This is a genomic window from Leptospira saintgironsiae (assembly GCF_002811765.1).
Taxonomy (GTDB): Bacteria; Spirochaetota; Leptospiria; order Leptospirales; family Leptospiraceae; genus Leptospira_B; species Leptospira_B saintgironsiae.
Genome location: NZ_NPDR01000004.1, coordinates 163795 through 183276, shown reverse-complemented (window position 1 = coordinate 183276; position 19482 = coordinate 163795). Strand labels below are relative to the sequence as shown.

The 19482-nt window shown below is 39.3% G+C and carries 20 protein-coding genes; 12 read left to right on the top strand and 8 right to left on the bottom strand.

All coding sequences use genetic code 11. The features are described from left to right. Positions 1-13: 13 nt before the first annotated feature. Positions 14-1366, top strand: a complete 1353-nt coding sequence (locus CH362_RS11050; RefSeq protein ID WP_100710411.1) for a DNA recombination protein RmuC — start codon at positions 14-16, stop codon at positions 1364-1366. Positions 1367-1375: 9 nt separating this feature from the next. Here the strand turns inward: CH362_RS11050 and CH362_RS11045 are convergent, their stop codons facing one another. Beyond that, positions 1376-3457: an adenylate/guanylate cyclase domain-containing protein gene (locus CH362_RS11045; RefSeq protein WP_100710410.1), complete on the bottom strand. Its 2082-nt coding sequence runs from the start codon at positions 3455-3457 to the stop codon at positions 1376-1378. Between the two features lie 104 nt (positions 3458-3561). Between CH362_RS11045 and CH362_RS11040 the strand changes: the two genes are divergently transcribed. Beyond that, entirely contained in the window at positions 3562-4530 is a 969-nt protein-coding gene (locus CH362_RS11040; RefSeq protein WP_100710409.1) for an LIC12353 family lipoprotein, read from the top strand. 59 nt (positions 4531-4589) lie between these two features. Here the strand turns inward: CH362_RS11040 and CH362_RS11035 are convergent, their stop codons facing one another. The 6 genes from CH362_RS11035 to CH362_RS11010 form a co-directional block, all read right to left on the bottom strand. Then, entirely contained in the window at positions 4590-5039 is a 450-nt protein-coding gene (locus CH362_RS11035; protein WP_100710408.1) for a MarR family winged helix-turn-helix transcriptional regulator, read from the bottom strand. Next, on the bottom strand, positions 5017-5457 hold the full coding sequence (locus CH362_RS11030; protein WP_100710407.1) for an EVE domain-containing protein: 441 nt from the start codon (positions 5455-5457) through the stop codon (positions 5017-5019). Before CH362_RS11030 ends, CH362_RS11035 begins: the two co-directional genes overlap by 23 nt. Further along, a complete protein-coding gene (locus tag CH362_RS11025; RefSeq protein ID WP_100710406.1) occupies positions 5454-5879 on the bottom strand; it encodes an SRPBCC family protein in 426 nt (141 codons plus the stop codon). Before CH362_RS11025 ends, CH362_RS11030 begins: the two co-directional genes overlap by 4 nt. Positions 5880-6038: 159 nt before the next feature. Continuing rightward, entirely contained in the window at positions 6039-6959 is a 921-nt protein-coding gene (locus CH362_RS11020; protein ID WP_100710405.1) for an esterase/lipase family protein, read from the bottom strand. Between the two features lie 439 nt (positions 6960-7398). Next, entirely contained in the window at positions 7399-9213 is a 1815-nt protein-coding gene (gene typA / locus CH362_RS11015) for a translational GTPase TypA (RefSeq protein ID WP_100710404.1), read from the bottom strand. Between the two features lie 125 nt (positions 9214-9338). After that, positions 9339-10196, bottom strand: a complete 858-nt coding sequence (locus CH362_RS11010) for a pirin family protein (protein ID WP_100710403.1) — start codon at positions 10194-10196, stop codon at positions 9339-9341. A gap of 177 nt (positions 10197-10373) precedes the next feature. On the opposite strand from CH362_RS11010, the gene rplU reads away from it, so the two are divergent. The 10 genes from rplU to rsfS all read left to right on the top strand — a co-directional run bounded on the left by rplU (position 10374) and on the right by rsfS (position 17328). After that, complete coding sequence (gene rplU, locus CH362_RS11005; protein ID WP_008593635.1) at positions 10374-10685, top strand: 50S ribosomal protein L21; 312 nt, start codon at positions 10374-10376, stop codon at positions 10683-10685. Next, positions 10682-11002: a ribosomal-processing cysteine protease Prp gene (locus CH362_RS11000; protein ID WP_100710402.1), complete on the top strand. Its 321-nt coding sequence runs from the start codon at positions 10682-10684 to the stop codon at positions 11000-11002. Before rplU ends, CH362_RS11000 begins: the two co-directional genes overlap by 4 nt. Positions 11003-11004: 2 nt before the next feature. Continuing rightward, positions 11005-11259, top strand: a complete 255-nt coding sequence (rpmA, locus tag CH362_RS10995) for a 50S ribosomal protein L27 (RefSeq protein WP_100710401.1) — start codon at positions 11005-11007, stop codon at positions 11257-11259. A 96-nt stretch (positions 11260-11355) separates the two neighbouring features. Continuing rightward, positions 11356-12411, top strand: a complete 1056-nt coding sequence (gene obgE / locus CH362_RS10990) for a GTPase ObgE (protein ID WP_100710400.1) — start codon at positions 11356-11358, stop codon at positions 12409-12411. Further along, positions 12392-13258: a glutamate 5-kinase gene (gene proB / locus CH362_RS10985; protein ID WP_208859582.1), complete on the top strand. Its 867-nt coding sequence runs from the start codon at positions 12392-12394 to the stop codon at positions 13256-13258. The genes obgE and proB overlap by 20 nt, the downstream gene beginning before the upstream one ends. Further along, entirely contained in the window at positions 13255-14517 is a 1263-nt protein-coding gene (locus CH362_RS10980; RefSeq protein WP_100710398.1) for a glutamate-5-semialdehyde dehydrogenase, read from the top strand. Before proB ends, CH362_RS10980 begins: the two co-directional genes overlap by 4 nt. 17 nt (positions 14518-14534) lie before the next feature. Then, complete coding sequence (locus tag CH362_RS10975) at positions 14535-15143, top strand: nicotinate-nicotinamide nucleotide adenylyltransferase (RefSeq protein WP_100710397.1); 609 nt, start codon at positions 14535-14537, stop codon at positions 15141-15143. 20 nt (positions 15144-15163) lie between these two features. Continuing rightward, positions 15164-15757 carry a bis(5'-nucleosyl)-tetraphosphatase (symmetrical) YqeK gene (gene yqeK, locus CH362_RS10970; RefSeq protein WP_100710396.1) on the top strand — a complete coding sequence of 198 codons (594 nt, stop codon included), beginning with the start codon at positions 15164-15166 and terminating at the stop codon, positions 15755-15757. Positions 15758-15799: 42 nt separating this feature from the next. Beyond that, positions 15800-16948 (top strand): LCP family protein, encoded by a 1149-nt coding sequence (locus CH362_RS10965; RefSeq protein ID WP_100710395.1) that lies wholly within the window; start codon positions 15800-15802, stop codon positions 16946-16948. A gap of 2 nt (positions 16949-16950) precedes the next feature. Further along, positions 16951-17328 (top strand): ribosome silencing factor, encoded by a 378-nt coding sequence (gene rsfS / locus CH362_RS10960; RefSeq protein WP_100710394.1) that lies wholly within the window; start codon positions 16951-16953, stop codon positions 17326-17328. Here the strand turns inward: rsfS and CH362_RS10955 are convergent. Next, positions 17325-19412, bottom strand: coding sequence for a thioredoxin domain-containing protein (locus CH362_RS10955; protein ID WP_100710393.1), 2088 nt, complete (start codon positions 19410-19412; stop codon positions 17325-17327). The two genes, rsfS and CH362_RS10955, sit on opposite strands and share 4 nt — an antisense overlap. Positions 19413-19482 lie beyond the last annotated feature (70 nt).

Here is a 19482-nt window from a genome sequence, read left to right as displayed (position 1 = left end):
AAAAGGAGTCAAAATGGAATTTGCAATCGTATTACTCACCGGTCTTCTCATCGGCTTTGGCCTCGCCTTCTTCTTGGCAAAAGCACTCTATTCAAAAGAGTCTGGGATCAATCCGAATGAACACGAAAAGTTAAAATTAGAAAGAGCGGGACTTCTCACCTCTGAACAAAGATCCAAAGAAAGGATCCTTCAGCTAGAAAAAGAGTTTAAAGAGAATTCTGAAAAAACAGAAAAAGCAATCGGCTATTACCAAGCCATGAAAAAAGAATCTGATCTTTTGAAAGAAAGATTAGAGAACCAAAAGAAAGAATTCGAAGAACTCATGTCCAAGTTGGACGAAAAGTTCAAACATGCAGCTAACCAAGCTCTATTGGACAATTCCCAAAAATTCAACCAGCAAACTCACGAAAAGATGAATGATCTACTTCGTCCATTTAAGGAAGAAATAGAAAAATTCGGAGTTAAAGTTGAACTTTCTCATAAAGAGCATAAGGATGATACGGCAAACTTAAAGGCTCAAATCAATAATCTATTAGAAATGAATAAAACACTTTCAGAAGACGCTAAAAGTTTGGCTTCCGCTCTGAAAGGAAACTCCAAAACTCAAGGGGATTGGGGAGAAGGGATCCTAGAAAACATTCTTCAAAATAGCGGCTTAGTTAAAGGAAGAGAATATACTGCTCAGGAATCCGTACAAACAGAAGATGGAAGACTGAGACCGGATATAGTAGTCAAACTTCCTTCTGGAAAATCAATCGTAATAGACTCAAAAGTTTCCTTAACTGCTTACGTGGAATATGCTTCTGCAGAAACAGAAGATGTAAAAAAAGCAGCGCTACAAAGGCATCTCAAAAGTTTATACGAGCATGTCTCAGGCTTATACAAGAAAAATTACCAGTCACTCTATGGAATAGAATCACTGGACTTTGTGTTGATGTTCCTTCCAGTAGAACCTTCTTATTATGAAGCAGTTCGTACAGATCCTAAATTTTTAGAAGAAGCTTACGCTAAAAACATTCTGATAGTTACTCCTTCTACCTTGATGGTTTCCTTAAAGATGGTGGCCAATCTTTGGAGAAAGGAAAAACAAAACAAAAACTCGGAACAGATAGCTGAAGAATCAGGAAAGATGTATGACAAGATCGTAGAGATCGTCACAGCTTTGGAAGTATTAGGAAAATCTTTAGATAAATCTAAAGACAACTATGATGCAGTGCTCGGAAAATTAAAATCCGGTAGAGGAAATCTTTTAGGAAGAGCGGAAAATATTCGCAAATTAGGAGCCAAAGTCCGTAAATCCTTAGATTCAACTTCCGAAGATTCACAAGAAGATGTGGAAGAAACTTTATTCTTAAATGGAGAATGATCCAAAAATTTAAGCTAGATCCGGACCGGGCTGCACTTTTACAGTAGAAGAATAAATTTGCTCCGTGCAACGTTTTAAGTATAGGTTCGCAGCCCTATCTCCGGAATAAATTCTCAAAGCCTCTCTAAAAGATTCACCTGAATCTAAATATTTTCCGTAATAAAACAATTCCACTCCCCTTTCAAAATTACTTTTAGACTTCAGGAATGCTTCTTTTTCGGTTTTAGTTAAATGATCTCCAAGTTCATAAATTGCTCTATGTTCTTTTTTCCCTCTGAACTTAAGCTTATCCAATTTACGAAGCAAAAATTTTTCAGGAGATTTAAGTTTTAAATAAGTATCTTCGCTAATTAATATGCTAGATCCATAATATTTATTCAATGTTTCCAACTTAGAAGCAAGATGAACTGCATCAGAGATCACAGTACTCTCCATACGATCTCCTGAACCGACAAGCCCCATCATCAAAGAACCTGTATGTATTCCGATACCAACTCCGATCGCACGATTTCCTTGGTCCATTCTTCTTTGGTTATAATCTAAAATACGATTTTGCATGGAGATTGCGGCATTTACCGCATCGTCAGAACTTTCAGGAAAGAGAGCCATAATTGCATCCCCAAAATACTTATCCACAAAACCATGATTAGAATGAATAAGCGGTTCCATCTCTGAAATATAAGAATTCAGTAATTCAAAACTTTCTTTGGAATCTAGGCTTTCCGAAATTTCAGTAAAAGATCTGATATCCGCAAACAGGATGGTCATCTCCTTTCTGATCTGATCTCCAGGCCTCATATCCTCCAGATTTCCTTTTCCTAAAAATTCCAAAAAGCTGATTGGTACAAATCTACTGTAAGTTTCGTTCAAACGTTGTAGGCGATCTGAAAGTTTTTCCTTCTCACTATATAGATCTCTATATCTGGAAGATAAAATGAATGTCTGGGTGAGAATTGCTACAAACAGTCCGATCGGGATAATAAACCTTGCAAATATGATCTGTCTTGCAGCAAGCATATCGAAAATCCCTGCAACAATCAAAGCGAAGATCGCAAATCCTATCGAAAGAGAATATTGTTCTCTGTGAATAATCGCCCTAAAAAGTACAATAATTGCAAATACTACACCACCCAAGAATACGAATTGAAAATAAGGGATTGGCCGAGAAGGAATCGGAAAAGGAAAAAGTGTACTTAAAGAAAATATAAATGAGATCAGATAGAATAATAACATCCATTTTCTAGGAAAATATGCCGGAAAGGAATGTCGGACGAAATGAAGCCCTAGAGGCAAGGCCGCATACATAGTTAAATATTCCAAGTTCATGGAAAGTGGATAATCTGCCCAAGGAAAATAGAATTGGATCAGTTTTTCCTCAGTCACGAATATACGGAGAAATAAACAAAAACAGAATAAAGCAAATACCAAAGGAGTGCGGTCCTGTCTTCTCAAGAAGAAAAGTCCAAGATGGTAAAGGGTGGACATGAAAAAAAGCCCGGACAGAAAAAGATCCCAGTCCCTGAGTATTAAAGTTTCCTTATAAAGTGTCCTCGCATCCCCGAAACGGATATCGAACCAAAGCCCAGTTAACCTATGATGAAAATTAGAAATTTTGAAACTAATATCCACTTCTTTAGAGGATTCGTCCCATTCATAATAGACAGGCCTATTGTCCGGAGCACTCGTCTCGAAGGTAGTTCCAGGTTCTCCTGAACTACCTGCAGAAACTCCATTGATCAAAATTTCAAAAGCGGTCGCCTGGTGTTTAGAATAGATCGCTAAACGTCCATGCTTCTCAGGAAGAAGTATTTTTAATTTAAGAAGTGCATAACCGGCCCCTGGCCAAACACCAGGAATTTTACGAAACTCTGGAGATTTTTCTGAATTAGGGTCAGGCTGGAAAGTATTCGGAAAAAAAGACCAATCTCCCTGCAAATTAAAAGTTGGAGTGGATCTATAATCCCAATGGGTTAAATCTAAGATGCCTTTTTGAGCGACTGGTGCATCCGGAGATGAGCAAGAAACTAAGAAGATACAGAAAATTATAGAAAGTAAATATTGAAATCGAAAAGCTGTCGGCTCAGAGTCCATTGTTTTTATCGCTCATTGATCTATGAAAACGACAACTTTGTCAAGATAATATGAATTTCCTTTTTTTTCTTTACCCTTTTCAGTAGGAAACTAACGTAATTCAAATGTTTCGAAACCGTTTCAAAATATCTGTAATTCTCTTAACCCTGTTTGGTATACTCATCAATTGCGGAGATAGTTTAAGAGGTAAACCCACTCCTGCAATTCCTGAACTGGCAGGATTTTATGTGAATGAAAGATCCAAAGAATGGTTCGAAAACGGAAAAATCAAAATACAAACTCTTTGGATCCGACGTACCGCAAAAGGAGAGATGGAATTTAACCATCAAATATTAACTAGACTCCAATTTAGCGTGAGCGAAAATAGAGAAGAGTTAAAAGTTAAATCAGGAAAACTTCAGACTAGCGATAGAGAACTTTTATTTTTTGAAACGAATGTCAAAGAGTTTCATCGCAATTATCACGGCCATAATAATCAAGATCCTAAAAGTTGGGCAGTCCGTTCCTTCGGACCATTTATGAAGGTAAAAGATTTTAACAAATTAATAGGAGAAGGAACCGGAAGATCCGCTGAACTTTCCCAGGACAAAAGTTCCATCGTATTTTCAAACAGAGACGTCTACCGAAGGATAGGAAATCCACTCTTAGGTAGGATCTCCATCAACCTTGGAAAATTTAGGAAAACAATAGATAACGAAGTTGCTGGAGTAGTATTATTTACTTTAGATGCAGAAGCATTTCCTCAGACAGAAGGAAAACAAAACTTCTTCGCATTATTTTCCACAACAGATAATGTAACCGTAGGAACTCCAATCAAGATCGCTGAATTCCCAGGCCAGGTACAAGAGGTATTCGAACATGTAGCCGTGGTAGAATTAAATAAAATAAAACCAGGGATTTCTCCTCCTAAGATCCAAAACTTCTCTTCTGTAATTTTAGATGGGGCTGTGGATACTAAAACGATTTCTCAAAAAGAGAGCACTGACGAACTCATCCGAAGATTAAAACAAGACCCGAATGTTTCCAAAGAAGAACTGATCCGGGAATTAGAAAAACTTAAAAACAAAGAGTAACTCACTCGCAAAGTCAAAGAGCCTGAACCATTTTGGAAAGGCTCTCCAAACCTTTTCTATTATTTCCTGGAAAGTATCTGTAGTCCATTAACCATATCTTTTCTTTTTCCACCTAAAATAGAAAAGAAATCCTCATCAAAATCTTCCACAACCTTGACAGCCTGTTTTAGAACCTTCTGACCTTCTGAAGTAGTTTTCACTAATTTTGCACGTGTATCAGTCTCATGAGAGATACGTTTCACTAACTTTTTAGATTCAAGAGTTCTTAGCACGGTAGAGGTAGTCATAGGATCCGTTTTAGCCCTATCCGCAATTTTGATCTGAGTAGTCTCTTCTTCGTGGAGTTCCAACCAATGAGTAACTGCCAACAAAACAAATTGAGCATGGGTAAGATCCAAAGGCTCCAAAACCTTTCGGATCTCTCTTTGCCAAAGATTGGTGACCTGCCATAATAAAAATCCAGGACTATCGTCGGATTTATCGTATCTAAATACTTTTTCCTTGGACACTTAAACCCATCCTCTCCGAAATCAGCCCGAAATCCTCAGGCCCAATTTCCAAAAATCCAAAACGAAACGGAAAACCCCAGGACTTTTTATTTTGAATAAATTCCAGAGAATCTATCAAAGGAAAAATATCCGCTTCTTGTACAGGAAAATATTTCACATTCCTACGGAAAGGACAGAAGTCAGGGCTCATCTGAAATGGATAAACTGAATCGTCTTCTATCTGTCCGATAGAAGTGAATTTACGACAGGGAGTTTTAGAGCCAAATATCTCTTTAGAAGAATATACTAAAACCCAATCTCCCTTTTTCATTCTGGCAAGAGGAGCCTTCTTTCCATGGCAGGCCTGCACAATTCCTTGGGACATTCCCAAAAGGGAATGCTCCTTGGAAGCGACAACGATCCAATATTTAGGGCTCATCCGATTTCTTTCCTAACTAATTCGGAAAATTTACGGATCTCTTCTTCCATTCCTTTGGCCTGCTCTTCTCCCAGTATTTTTCTCCAGAGAAATCCTAAAGGCCCAGAGATGCTCAGCTCTACTTTGATATCTGTTCCTTCTTTGCTGGGCTTAAAGAAATGTATAAATTTCATTTTGGCTCCAGGGAGACTGGTCACGTCCCCAAATACGAATGGTTTCTCCGATTCGGTGATCAAAACCTTACAAGCAAATCCTCCCTTAGGCTTCAGGACGAATTCTTTGCCTACGGAAACTTCTCCTTCTATCTTGGTCCATTCAATGTCAGAATCCCATTTGGACCAATTGGAAACGTCCGATCTGGCTTCCCAAAGTGATTTCGCATCGATTCCCTTTACTGTTGTATTGTACTCATACTTCCACATTTCATTCCTCCAGATAGTAAGTATGCTTACTATCTGGATTCCTTATATAATAAGTGCACATATCATGCAAGCACTAATAAGCACACTTACTATTTATAGAATAAAAAAAACGCCTCCAAATGGAGGCGCATCCTATTTTACGAGATCGAAACTGGCTTCTTATTGATTACTTTTTGCGTTGGAAGCCATTTTTAAGTAATAACCATTAGTATCATACCAAGCTTGTCCGAGGTATAATGCATTGGTTGCCTCTAAGTGGTCAACACCTGTAGTAAGAATTCCGTAAGAAGGACCACCTTTCCAGGTTCCCCATCTTTGAGAATCATCAGGAACAACACCGTCATTCCATACGCTCATTCCATAGAAAGGCGCTCCAATGGAACAGATAGGTGCAAGAAGTCCCATTGCAGGGTGTTGGATAAGATCATTACCGATCATATAAGACCCATAAGAGAAATACTTAACTCCGGATGCATTCGGAACACTTGCATTAAATGAAGTAGCGCCGCTTACAGTCAGAAGTTTTAATGCAGCAACTGCATTTTGGCTAGATTGTCCGTAAACAACTCCCACCAAAGTATTTACTACTGTTCCTACATAAGGAAGCGCCCAACTCGGGATCACAGCTTCTATCACGCTTGCAACCGGACTTCCTTTGTGAGGAGTGTTGATTGTGGTGAGAGTTGCGACTTTACTTGCAAAACTAAGATTTGATACAAGATAACGAGCGTCCAATCCACCTTGGGAATGTCCAAGGATATGAACTTTTCCAGTATAGTTATTTGCTGCCATTGCAGTTTGGATTGCTGTTTTTAACTGAGCTGCTCTTGCTGCAGAAGAGTTTGTAGCGGTTACAGTAGGAGTAAGAACAGTGGCTCCTTGAGATTGAAGATATGCCGCGTTTCCGCCCCAATAATCAACAATACCAGTAGATTTACCCCAACCGAAAATACCATGAGTCAATACGATTGGATAAGCTCCAGCTAGAGGCTTACTTGAAGATCCTCCACCAGACGCGCTCACTGCTCCTGCTGCTAGGAATAGAACCCCAGCTACCATTAACTTTGCTCTTTTTAACATTCTCCTTAACCCTCTTCTTTTAAACTATTCTCTCTACGGATCTCACTTCCCTGGGCTTTGCCTCTTTAGGAAGGAGTTCTTTTTATATATAACAAACAATCGATTTAAATATTTAATTTCGAACGTTCGCTATTTGAACTCCCGTTCGTTAATTACCAACGCAAGCTCACAAAGGTGATTATAGAACAGTGTTAAATTGTCAATTGAGAAAATAAGAGATTTATAAGTGTAAGTGAAAAAATAATCTTAAATCGATCGTTCAATCAAAAATAAATAAGAAGAATATTCTAAAATCCTAATATGTTTTACACCATTTGGTATAACAGAATTTGTGTAGCGATTGATACAATCATAGAAAAGAAGAACTCGCTCCATGAAGAAGGCACAAAAAAGGCCCGCGATTGCGAGCCTTCTTCTTTAAATAGCTTTTCGAAACTGATTATTTGGCTGCGCGCTTTCTTGCGTTTGCATCCAAATGTCTTTTACGAAGACGCATGCTTTGAGGAGTTACTTCCAAAAGTTCATCATCGTCCAAGAATTCAATATTCTGCTCAAGGCTGAACTTACGAGGAGGGACAAGTCTAATCGCTTCGTCTGCTCCAGAAGATCTTACGTTAGTAAGCTTTTTCTCTTTTACAGGGTTCACTTCCAGGTCATTGTCTCTGGAGTGGATACCTATGATCATTCCAGGATATACAGCAGTTTGAGGATCGATTAATAACTCTCCCCTTTCCTGGATTTTCCAAAGTGCATATCCAGTAGTTTCTCCGGAGTCCATGGAGATAAGTGCGCCGTTCTTTCTTCCAGGAATTTCTCCCTTATAGGCGTCGAATCTCAAGAATCGGCTGGATGCGACTCCCTCACCTTTAGTCTCAGTTACGAAGTAACCTCTGAATCCGATAATACCTCTGGTAGGGATTACGAATTCTACTCTGGTCATTCCGGATGGATGAGCGTCCATCAACTGAAGCTCTCCTTTTCTACGGTTTAACTCTGAAATAATACTTCCAGTGAATTGGTCTGGTAGATCCATTACAAGATACTCATAAGGCTCCAGTTTTTCTCCGTTTTCTCCCTTCTTGATGATCACTTCAGGGCGGGAAACTTGTAGTTCGAAACCTTCTCTTCTCATTGTTTCGATCAATACGGAAAGATGTAATTCACCACGACCTAAAACTTTGAAACGGTCTTTATCTTCAGTTTCTTCCAAACGCATTGCTACGTTTGTTTCTAATTCTCTGTCCAGACGTTCGCGGATATTTCGGGTAGTTACGAACTTACCTTCCTTACTCGCAAAAGGAGAATTGTTTACCATAAAATACATGGATACGGTAGGTTCTTCTACCTCGATCGCAGGCATTGGCGCCGGCTTTCCAGGTTCGCAAACTGTATCTCCGATAAATACATCAGGCAATCCTGCGATAGAAACGATATCTCCTGCTTCTGCTTCTTCGATCTCGTTTCTTTTGAGCCCTTCGAAATTATAAAGTTTAGTAATTTTTAAAACTTGGGTTTCGTCCCTACCGTTTGCCTTAGGGGAAAGTTGGATTACATTCATCCCTCTTTGCAGTTTTCCGTTATAAATCTTACCGATCGCAATACGACCTACGTAATCATTATAATCCAAAGAAGTAACTTGGAATTGTAGAGGAGCCTCTATATTCGCTTTTACAGGAGGCACATGAGAAAGTACAGTATCAAGTAATGCATCCAAATTTGTGCTAGGAGCATCTTCTAATTTGCTGACTGCCCAACCTTGTTTTGCAGAAGCATATACAATTGGAAAATCCAATTGTTCGTTTGTTGCTCCCAAATCGCTGAACAAATCAAAAACCATATCGACTACAGCGTCAGGGCGAGCTCCGTCACGGTCGATCTTGTTGATAACTAAGATAGGTTTATGTCCTAATTGTAAGGACTTTCCGAGTACGAATCTGGTTTGAGGCATGGGCCCGTCGAATGCGTCTACGAGAAGAAGACAGGAATCCGCTGTGGAAAGTACTCGCTCAACCTCTCCTCCAAAGTCCGCGTGACCAGGAGTATCTACTACGTTGATACGTGTGCCTTTATAAACAACTGCAGTGTTTTTGGCTTTGATAGTGATCCCTTTTTCTTTTTCGAGATCATTACTATCCATGATTCTTTCCCCGTCTTCCTTGGCAGTAACTGCTCCGGTTTGACGTAAAATACCGTCTAGAAGGGTTGTTTTACCGTGGTCAACGTGTGCGATAATGGCGATATTGCGGATTTCCATGCTATGACCAAAATTTACGTAAGGGCCAGGGTGACAAGGTGGAATTTTAGGAAATTCTTTTCAAAGAGATTAAAAAGAACGCATCAAATCGCTATTAATAACCGGTTTTAAACGATCCGGCACTTTTAATGTTCAGGCAATGGGATCCTTTCAGTCTCCCCAGGCACATGAGCAAATCGATCTTCTTTCCAATCCACTTTTGCTTGTTCAATTCTTTCCAAAGAACTGGATACAAAGTTCCAATACATATGCCTTGGAGTAGAAAGTGGAACCCCACCTAAAAGTACAATCCTGGAAGTCTCTTCGGCTCTGAATTTTACGGCTCCACCTTTTGGATATATAGCCATATCTCCTATGGAAACGATCTTTCCTTCTGCATCTGCCTTACCTCTGGCAACATAAATGCCTGCTTCTTGGTCAGCTGGAACTGGAAGTTCTACTTCTGCGCCAGCCTCAACTTCCAGGTCTGCATAGAATAAAGGAGAATATACTTTAACAGGAGAAACTTCTCCCATGAAGGAACCTGCGATCAGTCTGAGTTCCCAGCCTCCGCCACTGACTGTTGGTAATTCTTCTCTTTCATGATGGAAAAATTCAGGAGAAGTTTCTTCGAATTCTTTGGGTAATGCCACCCAGGTTTGGATACCTTCCAAAACATTAAATTCGGGATCTAATTTGGATCTTTCACTATGTACGATTCCGGAACCAGCAGTCATCCAGTTCACTTCAAAGGGGCGGATATCCTCTACCTTTCCTATGCTATCTCTGTGAGTGATCACTCCGTCATAAAGATAAGTAACTGTTGCAAGACCTATATGAGGATGAGGACGAACTACAATTTCAGCCCCTGTCTTAATGGGAAGTGGACCCATATGGTCCAGAAAAACAAAAGGTCCCACATTTCTGGCTTCGATTTGTGGAAGTACCCTTCTTACAAAAAAACCGTCTCCCAAATCTTTTTTCTTAGCGATAAGATATCTCATATTAGTATAGACTATTAGATCTGATTCCCGGAAATCTAAGCAAGATTTAAAACCCGAATAACGGAACTGCTTTAGCGAAAGACAATCTTCTTCCTTGCAAATCGTACCCCAAAACCCTTGACACCGGCTCGGACCAGTCAAAACTGGTCAAAACTCGAGAAAACTAGGCCAGTAATCATGTTCGCTATCATCTCTGTCGGCAATCGACAATTCAAAGTCACTCAGGATCTTGAATTCCTGACTGAAAAAACCGGTAAAAATGCTGGTGATACCTTCGATGCTAAGGTTCTACTATTCGCTGAAAATAATAAGGTCCATATCGGATCTCCGGAACTCAAATCCGCTAAAGTCTCCCTGAAAGTATTGGAAGATGTAAAGGGTGAAAAAGTAAGAGGATACGTTTACAAAAAACGTAAAAACTCTCAGCGAACCTGGGGACATAGACAACAACTGCAAAAAGTTAAGGTAGTTTCTCTTTCGGCAGTTTGATCCGGATTAAGATACTCCGAAAAGGAGAAGAAATCCTAGGTTTGGAATCTTCCGGGCACGCTTCTAAGATGCACGGATCCAAAGGAGAGAATCTTCTCTGCGCCGCTGTCGGAGTACTTATCCAAACTCTTTACCTGCACTTAAGCAAGGAAGGTTTGGCAGAAGAAGCGGTAATCGGAGACGGACTCTTGGACTTCAAGATTCTCTCCGGAAAAACGACTGATCCGATTGTTCATACGAGTTTTGATCTCGTGAAAAGCGGATTAGTCAACTTGAAGGAACAATATCCTTCAGAAATTGAACTCATAGGAGAATAAACATGGCACATAAGAAAGGTGGCGGTTCATCCAAAAACGGACGTGATTCCCAATCCAAACGTCTTGGTGTAAAACGTTTTGGTGGAGAGTTGGTTTTAGCGGGCAATATTCTTGTTCGTCAAAGAGGAACCAGACTGAACGCCGGAAGAAACGTTGGTGTAGGTAAAGATCATACACTTTACTCTCTCGTCGAAGGTCACGTTAAATTTGAACAAGTTTCTAAAACTAAAGTTCAAGTTTCCGTTTACCCGAAATAAGCATTAGATCTCAGATTTAGTGCGTGGAAAAAGAAAGGCCTTCCGGGGATTTTTTCCTCGAGCCTTTCTTTTTTTATTTTAGGGCCCTTATTCAACATGGAAAAGTTTTTAGATGAAGTATTGATCGAAGTTACCGCCGGACATGGTGGAGCCGGATCCATGCATTTCAGAAGAGAGAAGTATGTGGAATTCGGAGGGCCTGATGGTGGTGACGGAGGAATTGGCGGTAATATAATTATACGCGCTAACCTTTCCATGGTTACCCTAGATCGTTATCTTACTAAAAGAAGATTTAGAGCACAGGACGGATTTCCTGGAGAAGGTAACGAAAGATCCGGTAAAAAAGGAGAAGATCTAATCCTTTTTGTTCCACTCGGAACCCAAGTCTTTGACGAAGAAAGTGGAGAACTACTTTACGATTTCGTAAAAGACGACGGAGAATTCCAAGTTGTCAAAGGAGGAAGAGGAGGAAAGGGTAATACCCATTTCAAATCTTCTACTCACCAAACTCCTAAATTTTCTCAACCTGGGGAAGATGGAGAATATAAACATCTACGCTTGAGTCTCAAACTTCTGGCGGATGTTGGAATTGTAGGACTTCCTAATGCAGGTAAGTCTACTCTACTTTCTAAAATTACAGAAGCTCACCCTAAAATCGCAGGATATGCGTTCACTACCCTTTCTCCTAACCTAGGTGTGGTTAAAAGAAAGGGAGATATTTACCGTTATACCATGGCTGATATTCCCGGCATTATTGAAGGTGCAAGTAAAGGAATCGGCCTAGGACTTTCTTTTTTAAGACATATAGAAAGAGTAAAAGGTATATTATACGTTTTTGATGCCGCTGCATTGGACATCCAAGAGGATTTCAGAATGCTTCAGTCAGAATTAAGATCTTATAACCCGGAACTTCTAAACCGACCCCATTTGATCGTTTTAAATAAAATAGATATCTGGGAAGACCAGAGTTTTACGGAAGAACTACTCAAATCTGTTTCTTCTTTGGGAAGGGTGATCCCCATTTCCGCACAAGAAGAAATCAATTTAGAAGAATTACTTTCCGTAATGGATTCCACTTTTTTCCAAAAAGAATTGGAAGAATTACATTTTAACGAAGAAGAACACTGGGAAAATTCAGATGAACAGAAATGATCTGAACGAGAGAATCAAAACATCAAATAAAATAGTAATTAAGATAGGTTCCGCAAGACTTTCAGGCTCAGAAGAGGAAGTGAATGATTTCCTTTTCAGTCTGGTTTCGGACATACGACATCTAAGAGATCTTGGAAAACAAGTGATCTTAGTTTCCTCTGGAGCAATCGCAAGAGGAAGAAAACTTTTATCCACACTTCAAAACTCAGAAGAAACCGGAGAATCTCTCCCCGAAAAGCAAGCTCTGGCTGCAATGGGCCAAAACCGCTTAGTGAACTTATACGATAGTTTTTTTTCTAAGGTAAATCTTCCGATCGCTCAGATACTTTTCGGTGTTCTCGATATGGAGAATCCGGAGGGATTTAAAAATCTGAAAAATACTTTCCGACAACTTTTAGATTGGGGCATTCTACCAATCGTAAACGAAAACGATTCAGTCGCCACGGAAGAAGTAAAATTCGGAGATAACGACGTTCTTTCTGCTATCGTAAGTCTAATCGTAGAAGCAGATCTTCTGATCATACTCACAGGTGTAGAAGGTTTTCTAAAAGATGGAAAACTTCTCCCTTTCTTGGAAGAAGTAGGAAAATCCGAACTTTCCCAAGCAGGAGGCCCAAGTGGCCCGGGCACCGGAGGAATGTATACAAAACTCAAGGCAGCTTCTATCTCAAGTGAGGCGGGAATTCCTTGCGGGATCATAGACGGGAATCTTAAAAATTGCGTGCGTGAGTTTATAGAAACGAATACACTCGGGACATTGGTTGTCTCTAACGGTAAGAAGAAAAACTTTACGGAGGAGGAAATTAAATCCATTCTCCGAGCCAAACGTAACGGAGGTCAGGAATGATCCAAAGATCCGCAGAATCTATCTATGTAGACGAACTTTGTAAATCTGCAAAAGATGCTTACAGACAAATTCGATCCATCCCTACTTCCCAAAAGAATAAGGTTTTGGAAAAGCTCGCTGCTGCACTAGTTTCCAGAAAATCCGAAATTTTAAAAGAGAACGCAAAAGATCTAGAAGCGGGAAAATCAAAAGGATTATCTTCCGCACTTTTGGACAGATTGACTCTGGATGAAAAAAGGATCCAAAGTTTATCTAACGCAGTTTTAGAAATTAAGGCTCTTCCTGATCCAGTAGGAGAAACCGTAAGAGGAACTACTCTTCCAAACGGAGTTCGCTTAAATACAAAAAGAGTTCCATTAGGTGTGGTCATGGTGATCTACGAATCCAGACCAAATGTTACTATTGATGTGGGAGCTTTATCTTTCAAATCAGGGAACGCATGTATCTTGAGAGGCGGTTCGGAAGCGATCCATTCCAATACAATACTTGCTAAAATTTTCCAAGATTGTTTAAAAGAAGAAGGTCTGCCTCCAAATGCAGTTACCTTCGTAGATAGAACGGAAAGAGAGTATATGATCCCTTTCCTAAAACAAACTTCTTATATTGATATAGTAGTTCCAAGAGGCGGAGAAGGTTTGATCCGCTTTGTTTCTGAAAATTCTCTTATCCCTGTGGTAAAACATGATAAGGGAGTGGTGAATCTTTATATAGATAAATCAGCAGATCCTAAAAAAGTTTTACCTATCGCGATAAATTCCAAGGTTCAAAGACCTGGAGTTTGTAATGCTGCAGAAAACTTAATTATACATTCCGAATATCCTTATATTAAAGAATTATTAGAAGGACTTGCATCTAAAGGTGTACAACTTCTTTTAGATCCAAGATCTCTTGCAATTTTTCCTCAAGGCCAACCTGTTAAAGAAGAAGATTACTTAGAAGAATTTTTAGATCTAAGATTTTCCGTCAAAACTGTGGATAAAATAGAAGAAGCGATCGAATTCATAGAGGCGACTAGCTCTGGTCATACGGAAGCAATTGTAACTGAGGATGTAAGTGCTGCGAACTTTTTTAGTCGTTCCTTGGATTCCGCAGCAATCTTTGTGAATATCTCTACTCGTTTTCATGATGGAGGAGAATTCGGACTCGGAGCAGAAGTTGGAATTTCAACAGGTAAATTGCATGTAAGAGGTCCGATGGGTCTTGTACATCTTACAACTACAACAACATACGCGGAAGGAGAAGGACAGGTCCGAGGATAAGGGACCTTCTACCTTTAATGAACTCTTCCGGTTTGGTCGGAGTTTTTGGCGGGAGTTTTGATCCTCCTCATCTAGGCCATGTAGAAGTGGTCAAAAGTTTTTGGGAGAATTTTCAAAATGCCCAAGAACTTCTGATTATTCCGAATCATATATCTCCCTGGAAACAGAATAAAAAAACTTCTCCTGAACTAATCTTAGATCTTGTTCAGGCTCAATTCCAAAATTTTCCAAATACAAAGGTTTGGGACTGGGAAATCAAAAGGGAAACTCCCAGTTATACTGAAGCAACTATTTTAGAACTTCTGAATATAAAGCCGGATGCAGTGCTTACACTTCTAATCGGAGAAGATAATTATTCAGAATTCCATAAATGGAAAAACTGGGAAAATATTTTAGATAAGTTACATTCTCTTTTGGTGTTCAGAAGATTTTCAGAATCTATTCCCCCGAATGAAAACCTGCAAAAATTCCAAAATAAGATCGTATTTTTACAAAATCGGATCATAGAAGCTGCTTCTGTTGATTTAAGAGAAGAACTTCCTAAATGTATTTTGGATAATAGGAAACCGATTGCATTATCGAATGAAGTGTGGGATATCATACTTAAGAATAGATCTTACACTTAAACGACCAATCATACTTACAGATGCTTCCGACCACTACCCCTGAACAGATAAAATATTTTAAAGATATTGTTCCAAATGAGATCACTAAGACCCGTTGGGAGCATAGCCTTAGGGTGGCCGAGATCGCAGAAGAACTCGCAAACATCCATTCTCCGAATGAAACCAAGGAAGCTTATTTAGCCGGTGTGGTCCATGATATCACCAAACAAAAGACCAAAGAATTTCATTTGGAACTTTTTGCAAAATTAGGAGACTCTGAATCTTCTAAACTTCCAGAAGCTGCTTGGCATTCCAGATCTGCTGCTTATTATCTGGAGTCAGAATATGGTTTAAAAACAAGATCTGTTTTAGATGCAGTTAAACACCATACATTAGGTGGAGACGATCTGAATCTTTTGGATTATATATTGTATGCTGCCGACTTTTTAGGTTCTGAGTTTGCAGAAAGACAAAAGGAATATTCAGAATGGAGAAATAAGGCCAGGGAGAATCTATACTCTGCCGTTTTGAATAAGGCAGTCCATACCATGCAGGACCTTTTGGATCATAAAAGAGAAATCCATAAAAGGACCATCTCCATGTATCATTTCGCCTTGGGAAAATTATCCAATTGACAGGGTTATTTTTTCTTTCTGAATGGAATCCGAGGCTTTGACTTGAGTCCTAACAAACCGATTCGACCTTTTAATCTTATTCCATTATGGATCGCTGCAGGCTTTCTATTTTTGGCGTTATTATTTTTCCTATTTCGTAATTTTAGAAGAACAGGCCTGGACGAAAAGATCAGTTCAGGTAAACCGATCCATATACTTTTCCATGCTGTAGGAAACGACGATGTATATGAATTCGGATTTTTAGCCACCATCTTCCCTTCTCAAGAAAGAGTCGGCTTATTCTTCTTTCATCCGATCACTACATTCGAAGATCCGGAAGATAGTTTAGAACAAATAAAATCCAAGGCCACTTCTGCGGTAAAAGATGCAGTCCAGGATATCTTAGGTTCCAAGCCGAATTATACGGTAAAGATCAATGCTTCTTCTTTTATTAAGATAGTAGATATCTTGGGTGGCGTGAATTTATACACGGATAATCGTACTAACAGGATCTCTCCTTCTTACGTGAGAGAACCTGGTTTGTATTCTTATTCAGGAGAAGACGCGTATGATTACGTTTCTTATATGGATAAAAAAGAAACCTTAGATTATCTGGATCGTATCAGTAGACAAGAAAGTGCAGTTTTGTCTGTTTACGAAACTTTGTATGAAAACAAAGAATTATTGAATTCATTTTGGTCAGAGATGGTTTTCAGTTTAGTAGATTCTGATTTTTCCAAAGAAGATTTTTACACCCTTTTAAAATTTGCTACTTCTCATAGACTTGCATTCGGGATTACTGAACTTCCCGGAGAGCCTGCATTAGATCCTAAAACTAGACGTTTATTCTTAACTGCGGATCCCGCCAGAGCATCAGTAGCCATTCGAAAATTTCATAAAGATGTATCTGCTGAAATTTTCACAGATGGAGAATATGCGAGAACAGAAGTACTGAACGGAACTGATGTTGCTGGTCTTGCAAAAGATGTAAGAACTACTTTGGCAGACAAAAGGATCAAAGTCCTTTCCGTTGATAACGCCTGGACCAAAGATATCAAAAAAACGATCATATTAGATCGTTCCGGGAATACTGCAGTGGCGGATAAAATTTCCTCCATATTAGAAAAAACAAAAGTATATCATGTATTAAGAAAGGATCTAGGGCTCGATTCTACAGTTCTCCTTGGATCCGATATAGAGCCTAAAAAATAAATATGAGTCCTTCTCCTAAAAACACCCCGGAAAACACAATGGAAATCCTGAAAACTATCCACAAGATCATGCAGGATAAAAAATGCGAAGAGATTGCGGTTTTAAACCTGGAATCAGTGCATTCATACTTAAGTTTCTTTTTGATCTGTACTGTGAACTCTGCTGTACAAGCGAATGCAGTAGCAAGAGAGATCAAAAAAGCATTAAAAGGTTTTAAACTACCTCATAAAGAGACTGATAAAACAGGAACATCCTCTTCTTCAGGTTGGACCTTATTGGACTACGGCGAATTTATAGTCCATATCATGACTCCTGAAAAAAGAGAATATTATAATCTAGACAGGCTTTGGAGAGATGCAGAGAGAATAGAACTCTCTTAATCTTCTATTAATTTTTCCCTTAAGCTAGACCAGTCTGATACTGGAAGTTCGCAGTGAAATCCTACGCAGACGTAAGCTTTCACTCCTCCTCCAGAATTTCTGTTCTTTAGAAGTAAGAATTTTTCTCCATTCTCTTCTGCTTCCTTATCATTAGCCCATACAAGCACTGTTTCGGGTAAAAATAAAGAGCCAACTCCCTTCCAGATAGGTAATAATTCTTCCTGGGAAGAATATACTACTGCAAGTTCTCTTCCTGGAGATTTTCTGAGCCATAATGCAGATAGCATGTATGGATAATTCATTGGGTATGTTTCCATTTCCGGTTTGAAATAGGAGAAGATTGAATCCGCATATTGCAGATATTTTTCCGAATCCACTACACCTAATTTTGAAAGTAAAACAAATGCTGTAGCAAAGGAACTATTTGCAGAAGGCTCCACTCCATCATACCCATCTACTGTTCTTCTGAGTAATGTCTCTCCATCAATTCCTGAATCAAAAAATACACCGGAAGGACTTCTGAAAAGTCGGATTGCTTCTCCAGTGTATCGGATCGCATTCTCTAAATATCTGAATCCTTTTCCAGCTTGGAATAAATACAAGGAAGCCAAAACAAACTCAGCATAATCAGTGCTATATGCTAAAAATCTAGCTTCTCCTTCTCTAAATCTTCTGAGTAATCGGCCATCTTCTCGGATCAGATTATTTTCTAAAAACTTATATGTTTCTTCGGCTTCTCGTAGCAGATCCCCATCTCCAAATGCCATTGCAGCTTTTGTTAGAGCCTTGATGTACAAACAGTTCCAAGAGAATAAGATTTTATCATCCCTAAGAGGCCTGATCCTACTCGAACGTTTTTCTAAAAGTTTCTTTCTGTTCCTGGAAACAATCTCTTCTAATTCGGAAGGTTCCAAACCATGTAGCCTGGAGAAATTCATTCTAAAAGATTCGTGTAGAATATTTCTTTCTTCGAAATTTCCTTTTTCGGTTATATTCCAAAATTCATCTAAGAGAGAAGAGTCTTGTCCACAAACTTCTCTTATTTCTTCTTTTGTCCAAAGATAGAATAAGCCCTCTTCTCCTTCCGAATCTGCGTCTTCTGCACTTGCGATCCCGCCACCTTGTAATCTCATGTCTCTATGAAGATATTCAATTACATCGTAGGCATAGGCTTTGTATTTTTCTTCCCCAACTGCCTGGTAACATTCTACTAATGCTTCCAAGAAGAGTGAGTTATCGTACAACATCTTCTCGAAATGTGGGACCAACCAATGATGGTCAGTGGAATATCTACAAAGTCCCCCACCGATCTGGTCATAGATCCCACCCTTTTTCATTGCAGTAAGAGTCTCTTCTACCATTTCGAGAGCTTTTGGTTCTCCTGTAGATTTATGATAACGTAATAAAAAGCTGAGTCCCATGCTGGGAGGAAATTTATTTACGGAATTGGATTTGAAACCTGCATAGTCTGGATCGTACAATCGATCGTATAATAAAAAACCATTCTCGAATACTTCCGGTCCAGGAGATGGGAGCCCAGATGTATCAGCAAGCGCTCTCGTTTCCTCAGATTCTTTTAAATGTTTGGTTAGATCTTCGGAAGCCTCGAGTAATTCTTCTTTTTTATCCTTCCATAAACCGGTTAAAATTCCCAAAACGTCTGTGAAACTTTTTCGGCCATATTTAGGAGCTGGAGGAAAATAAGTCCCACCTGTAATCGGTTTACCTTCAGGTGTTAAAAACATATTCAAAGGCCAGCCTCCCTGCTGTCCCATGGCATGTAACGCATCCATATAGATCCGATCCACGTCTGGTCTTTCTTCCCGGTCCACCTTAATGGAAACGTAATCTCTATTTAAAACCTCTGCAGTGGTTTCATTCTCAAACGATTCCTTCTCCATTACATGGCACCAATGACAAGTAGCGTAACCGATGGATAAGAAGATTATTTTATTCTCGGATTTTGCCTTTGCAAACGCCTCTTCGGACCAAGGAAACCAGTCTACAGGATTAGTAGAATGTTGGAGTAGATAAGGACTTTTTTCAGACGCGAGTCGGTTCAATTTTTTATCTGGAGTTTTCATCGATTTTAAGCTGTCTAGACTTTTACTTTAGATTTTTCGATTTGGCAAATTCTTCCGAACCAAAAACCAT

Bases quoted from the DNA above. Each gene is read 5' to 3' on its own strand.
- CH362_RS11050 (WP_100710411.1), top strand. From the start codon at position 14: ATGGAATTTGCAATCGTATTACTCACCGGTCTTCTCATCGGCTTTGGC.
- CH362_RS11045 (WP_100710410.1), bottom strand. From the start codon at position 3,457: ATGGACTCTGAGCCGACAGCTTTTCGATTTCAATATTTACTTTCTATA.
- CH362_RS11040 (WP_100710409.1), top strand. From the start codon at position 3,562: ATGTTTCGAAACCGTTTCAAAATATCTGTAATTCTCTTAACCCTGTTT.
- CH362_RS11030 (WP_100710407.1), bottom strand. From the start codon at position 5,457: ATGAGCCCTAAATATTGGATCGTTGTCGCTTCCAAGGAGCATTCCCTT.
- CH362_RS11025 (WP_100710406.1), bottom strand. From the start codon at position 5,879: ATGTGGAAGTATGAGTACAATACAACAGTAAAGGGAATCGATGCGAAA.
- CH362_RS11020 (WP_100710405.1), bottom strand. From the start codon at position 6,959: ATGTTAAAAAGAGCAAAGTTAATGGTAGCTGGGGTTCTATTCCTAGCA.
- typA (WP_100710404.1), bottom strand. From the start codon at position 9,213: ATGGAAATCCGCAATATCGCCATTATCGCACACGTTGACCACGGTAAA.
- CH362_RS11010 (WP_100710403.1), bottom strand. From the start codon at position 10,196: ATGAGATATCTTATCGCTAAGAAAAAAGATTTGGGAGACGGTTTTTTT.
- rplU (WP_008593635.1), top strand. From the start codon at position 10,374: ATGTTCGCTATCATCTCTGTCGGCAATCGACAATTCAAAGTCACTCAG.
- rpmA (WP_100710401.1), top strand. From the start codon at position 11,005: ATGGCACATAAGAAAGGTGGCGGTTCATCCAAAAACGGACGTGATTCC.
- obgE (WP_100710400.1), top strand. From the start codon at position 11,356: ATGGAAAAGTTTTTAGATGAAGTATTGATCGAAGTTACCGCCGGACAT.
- CH362_RS10980 (WP_100710398.1), top strand. From the start codon at position 13,255: ATGATCCAAAGATCCGCAGAATCTATCTATGTAGACGAACTTTGTAAA.
- CH362_RS10975 (WP_100710397.1), top strand. From the start codon at position 14,535: ATGAACTCTTCCGGTTTGGTCGGAGTTTTTGGCGGGAGTTTTGATCCT.
- yqeK (WP_100710396.1), top strand. From the start codon at position 15,164: ATGCTTCCGACCACTACCCCTGAACAGATAAAATATTTTAAAGATATT.
- rsfS (WP_100710394.1), top strand. From the start codon at position 16,951: ATGAGTCCTTCTCCTAAAAACACCCCGGAAAACACAATGGAAATCCTG.
- CH362_RS10955 (WP_100710393.1), bottom strand. From the start codon at position 19,412: ATGAAAACTCCAGATAAAAAATTGAACCGACTCGCGTCTGAAAAAAGT.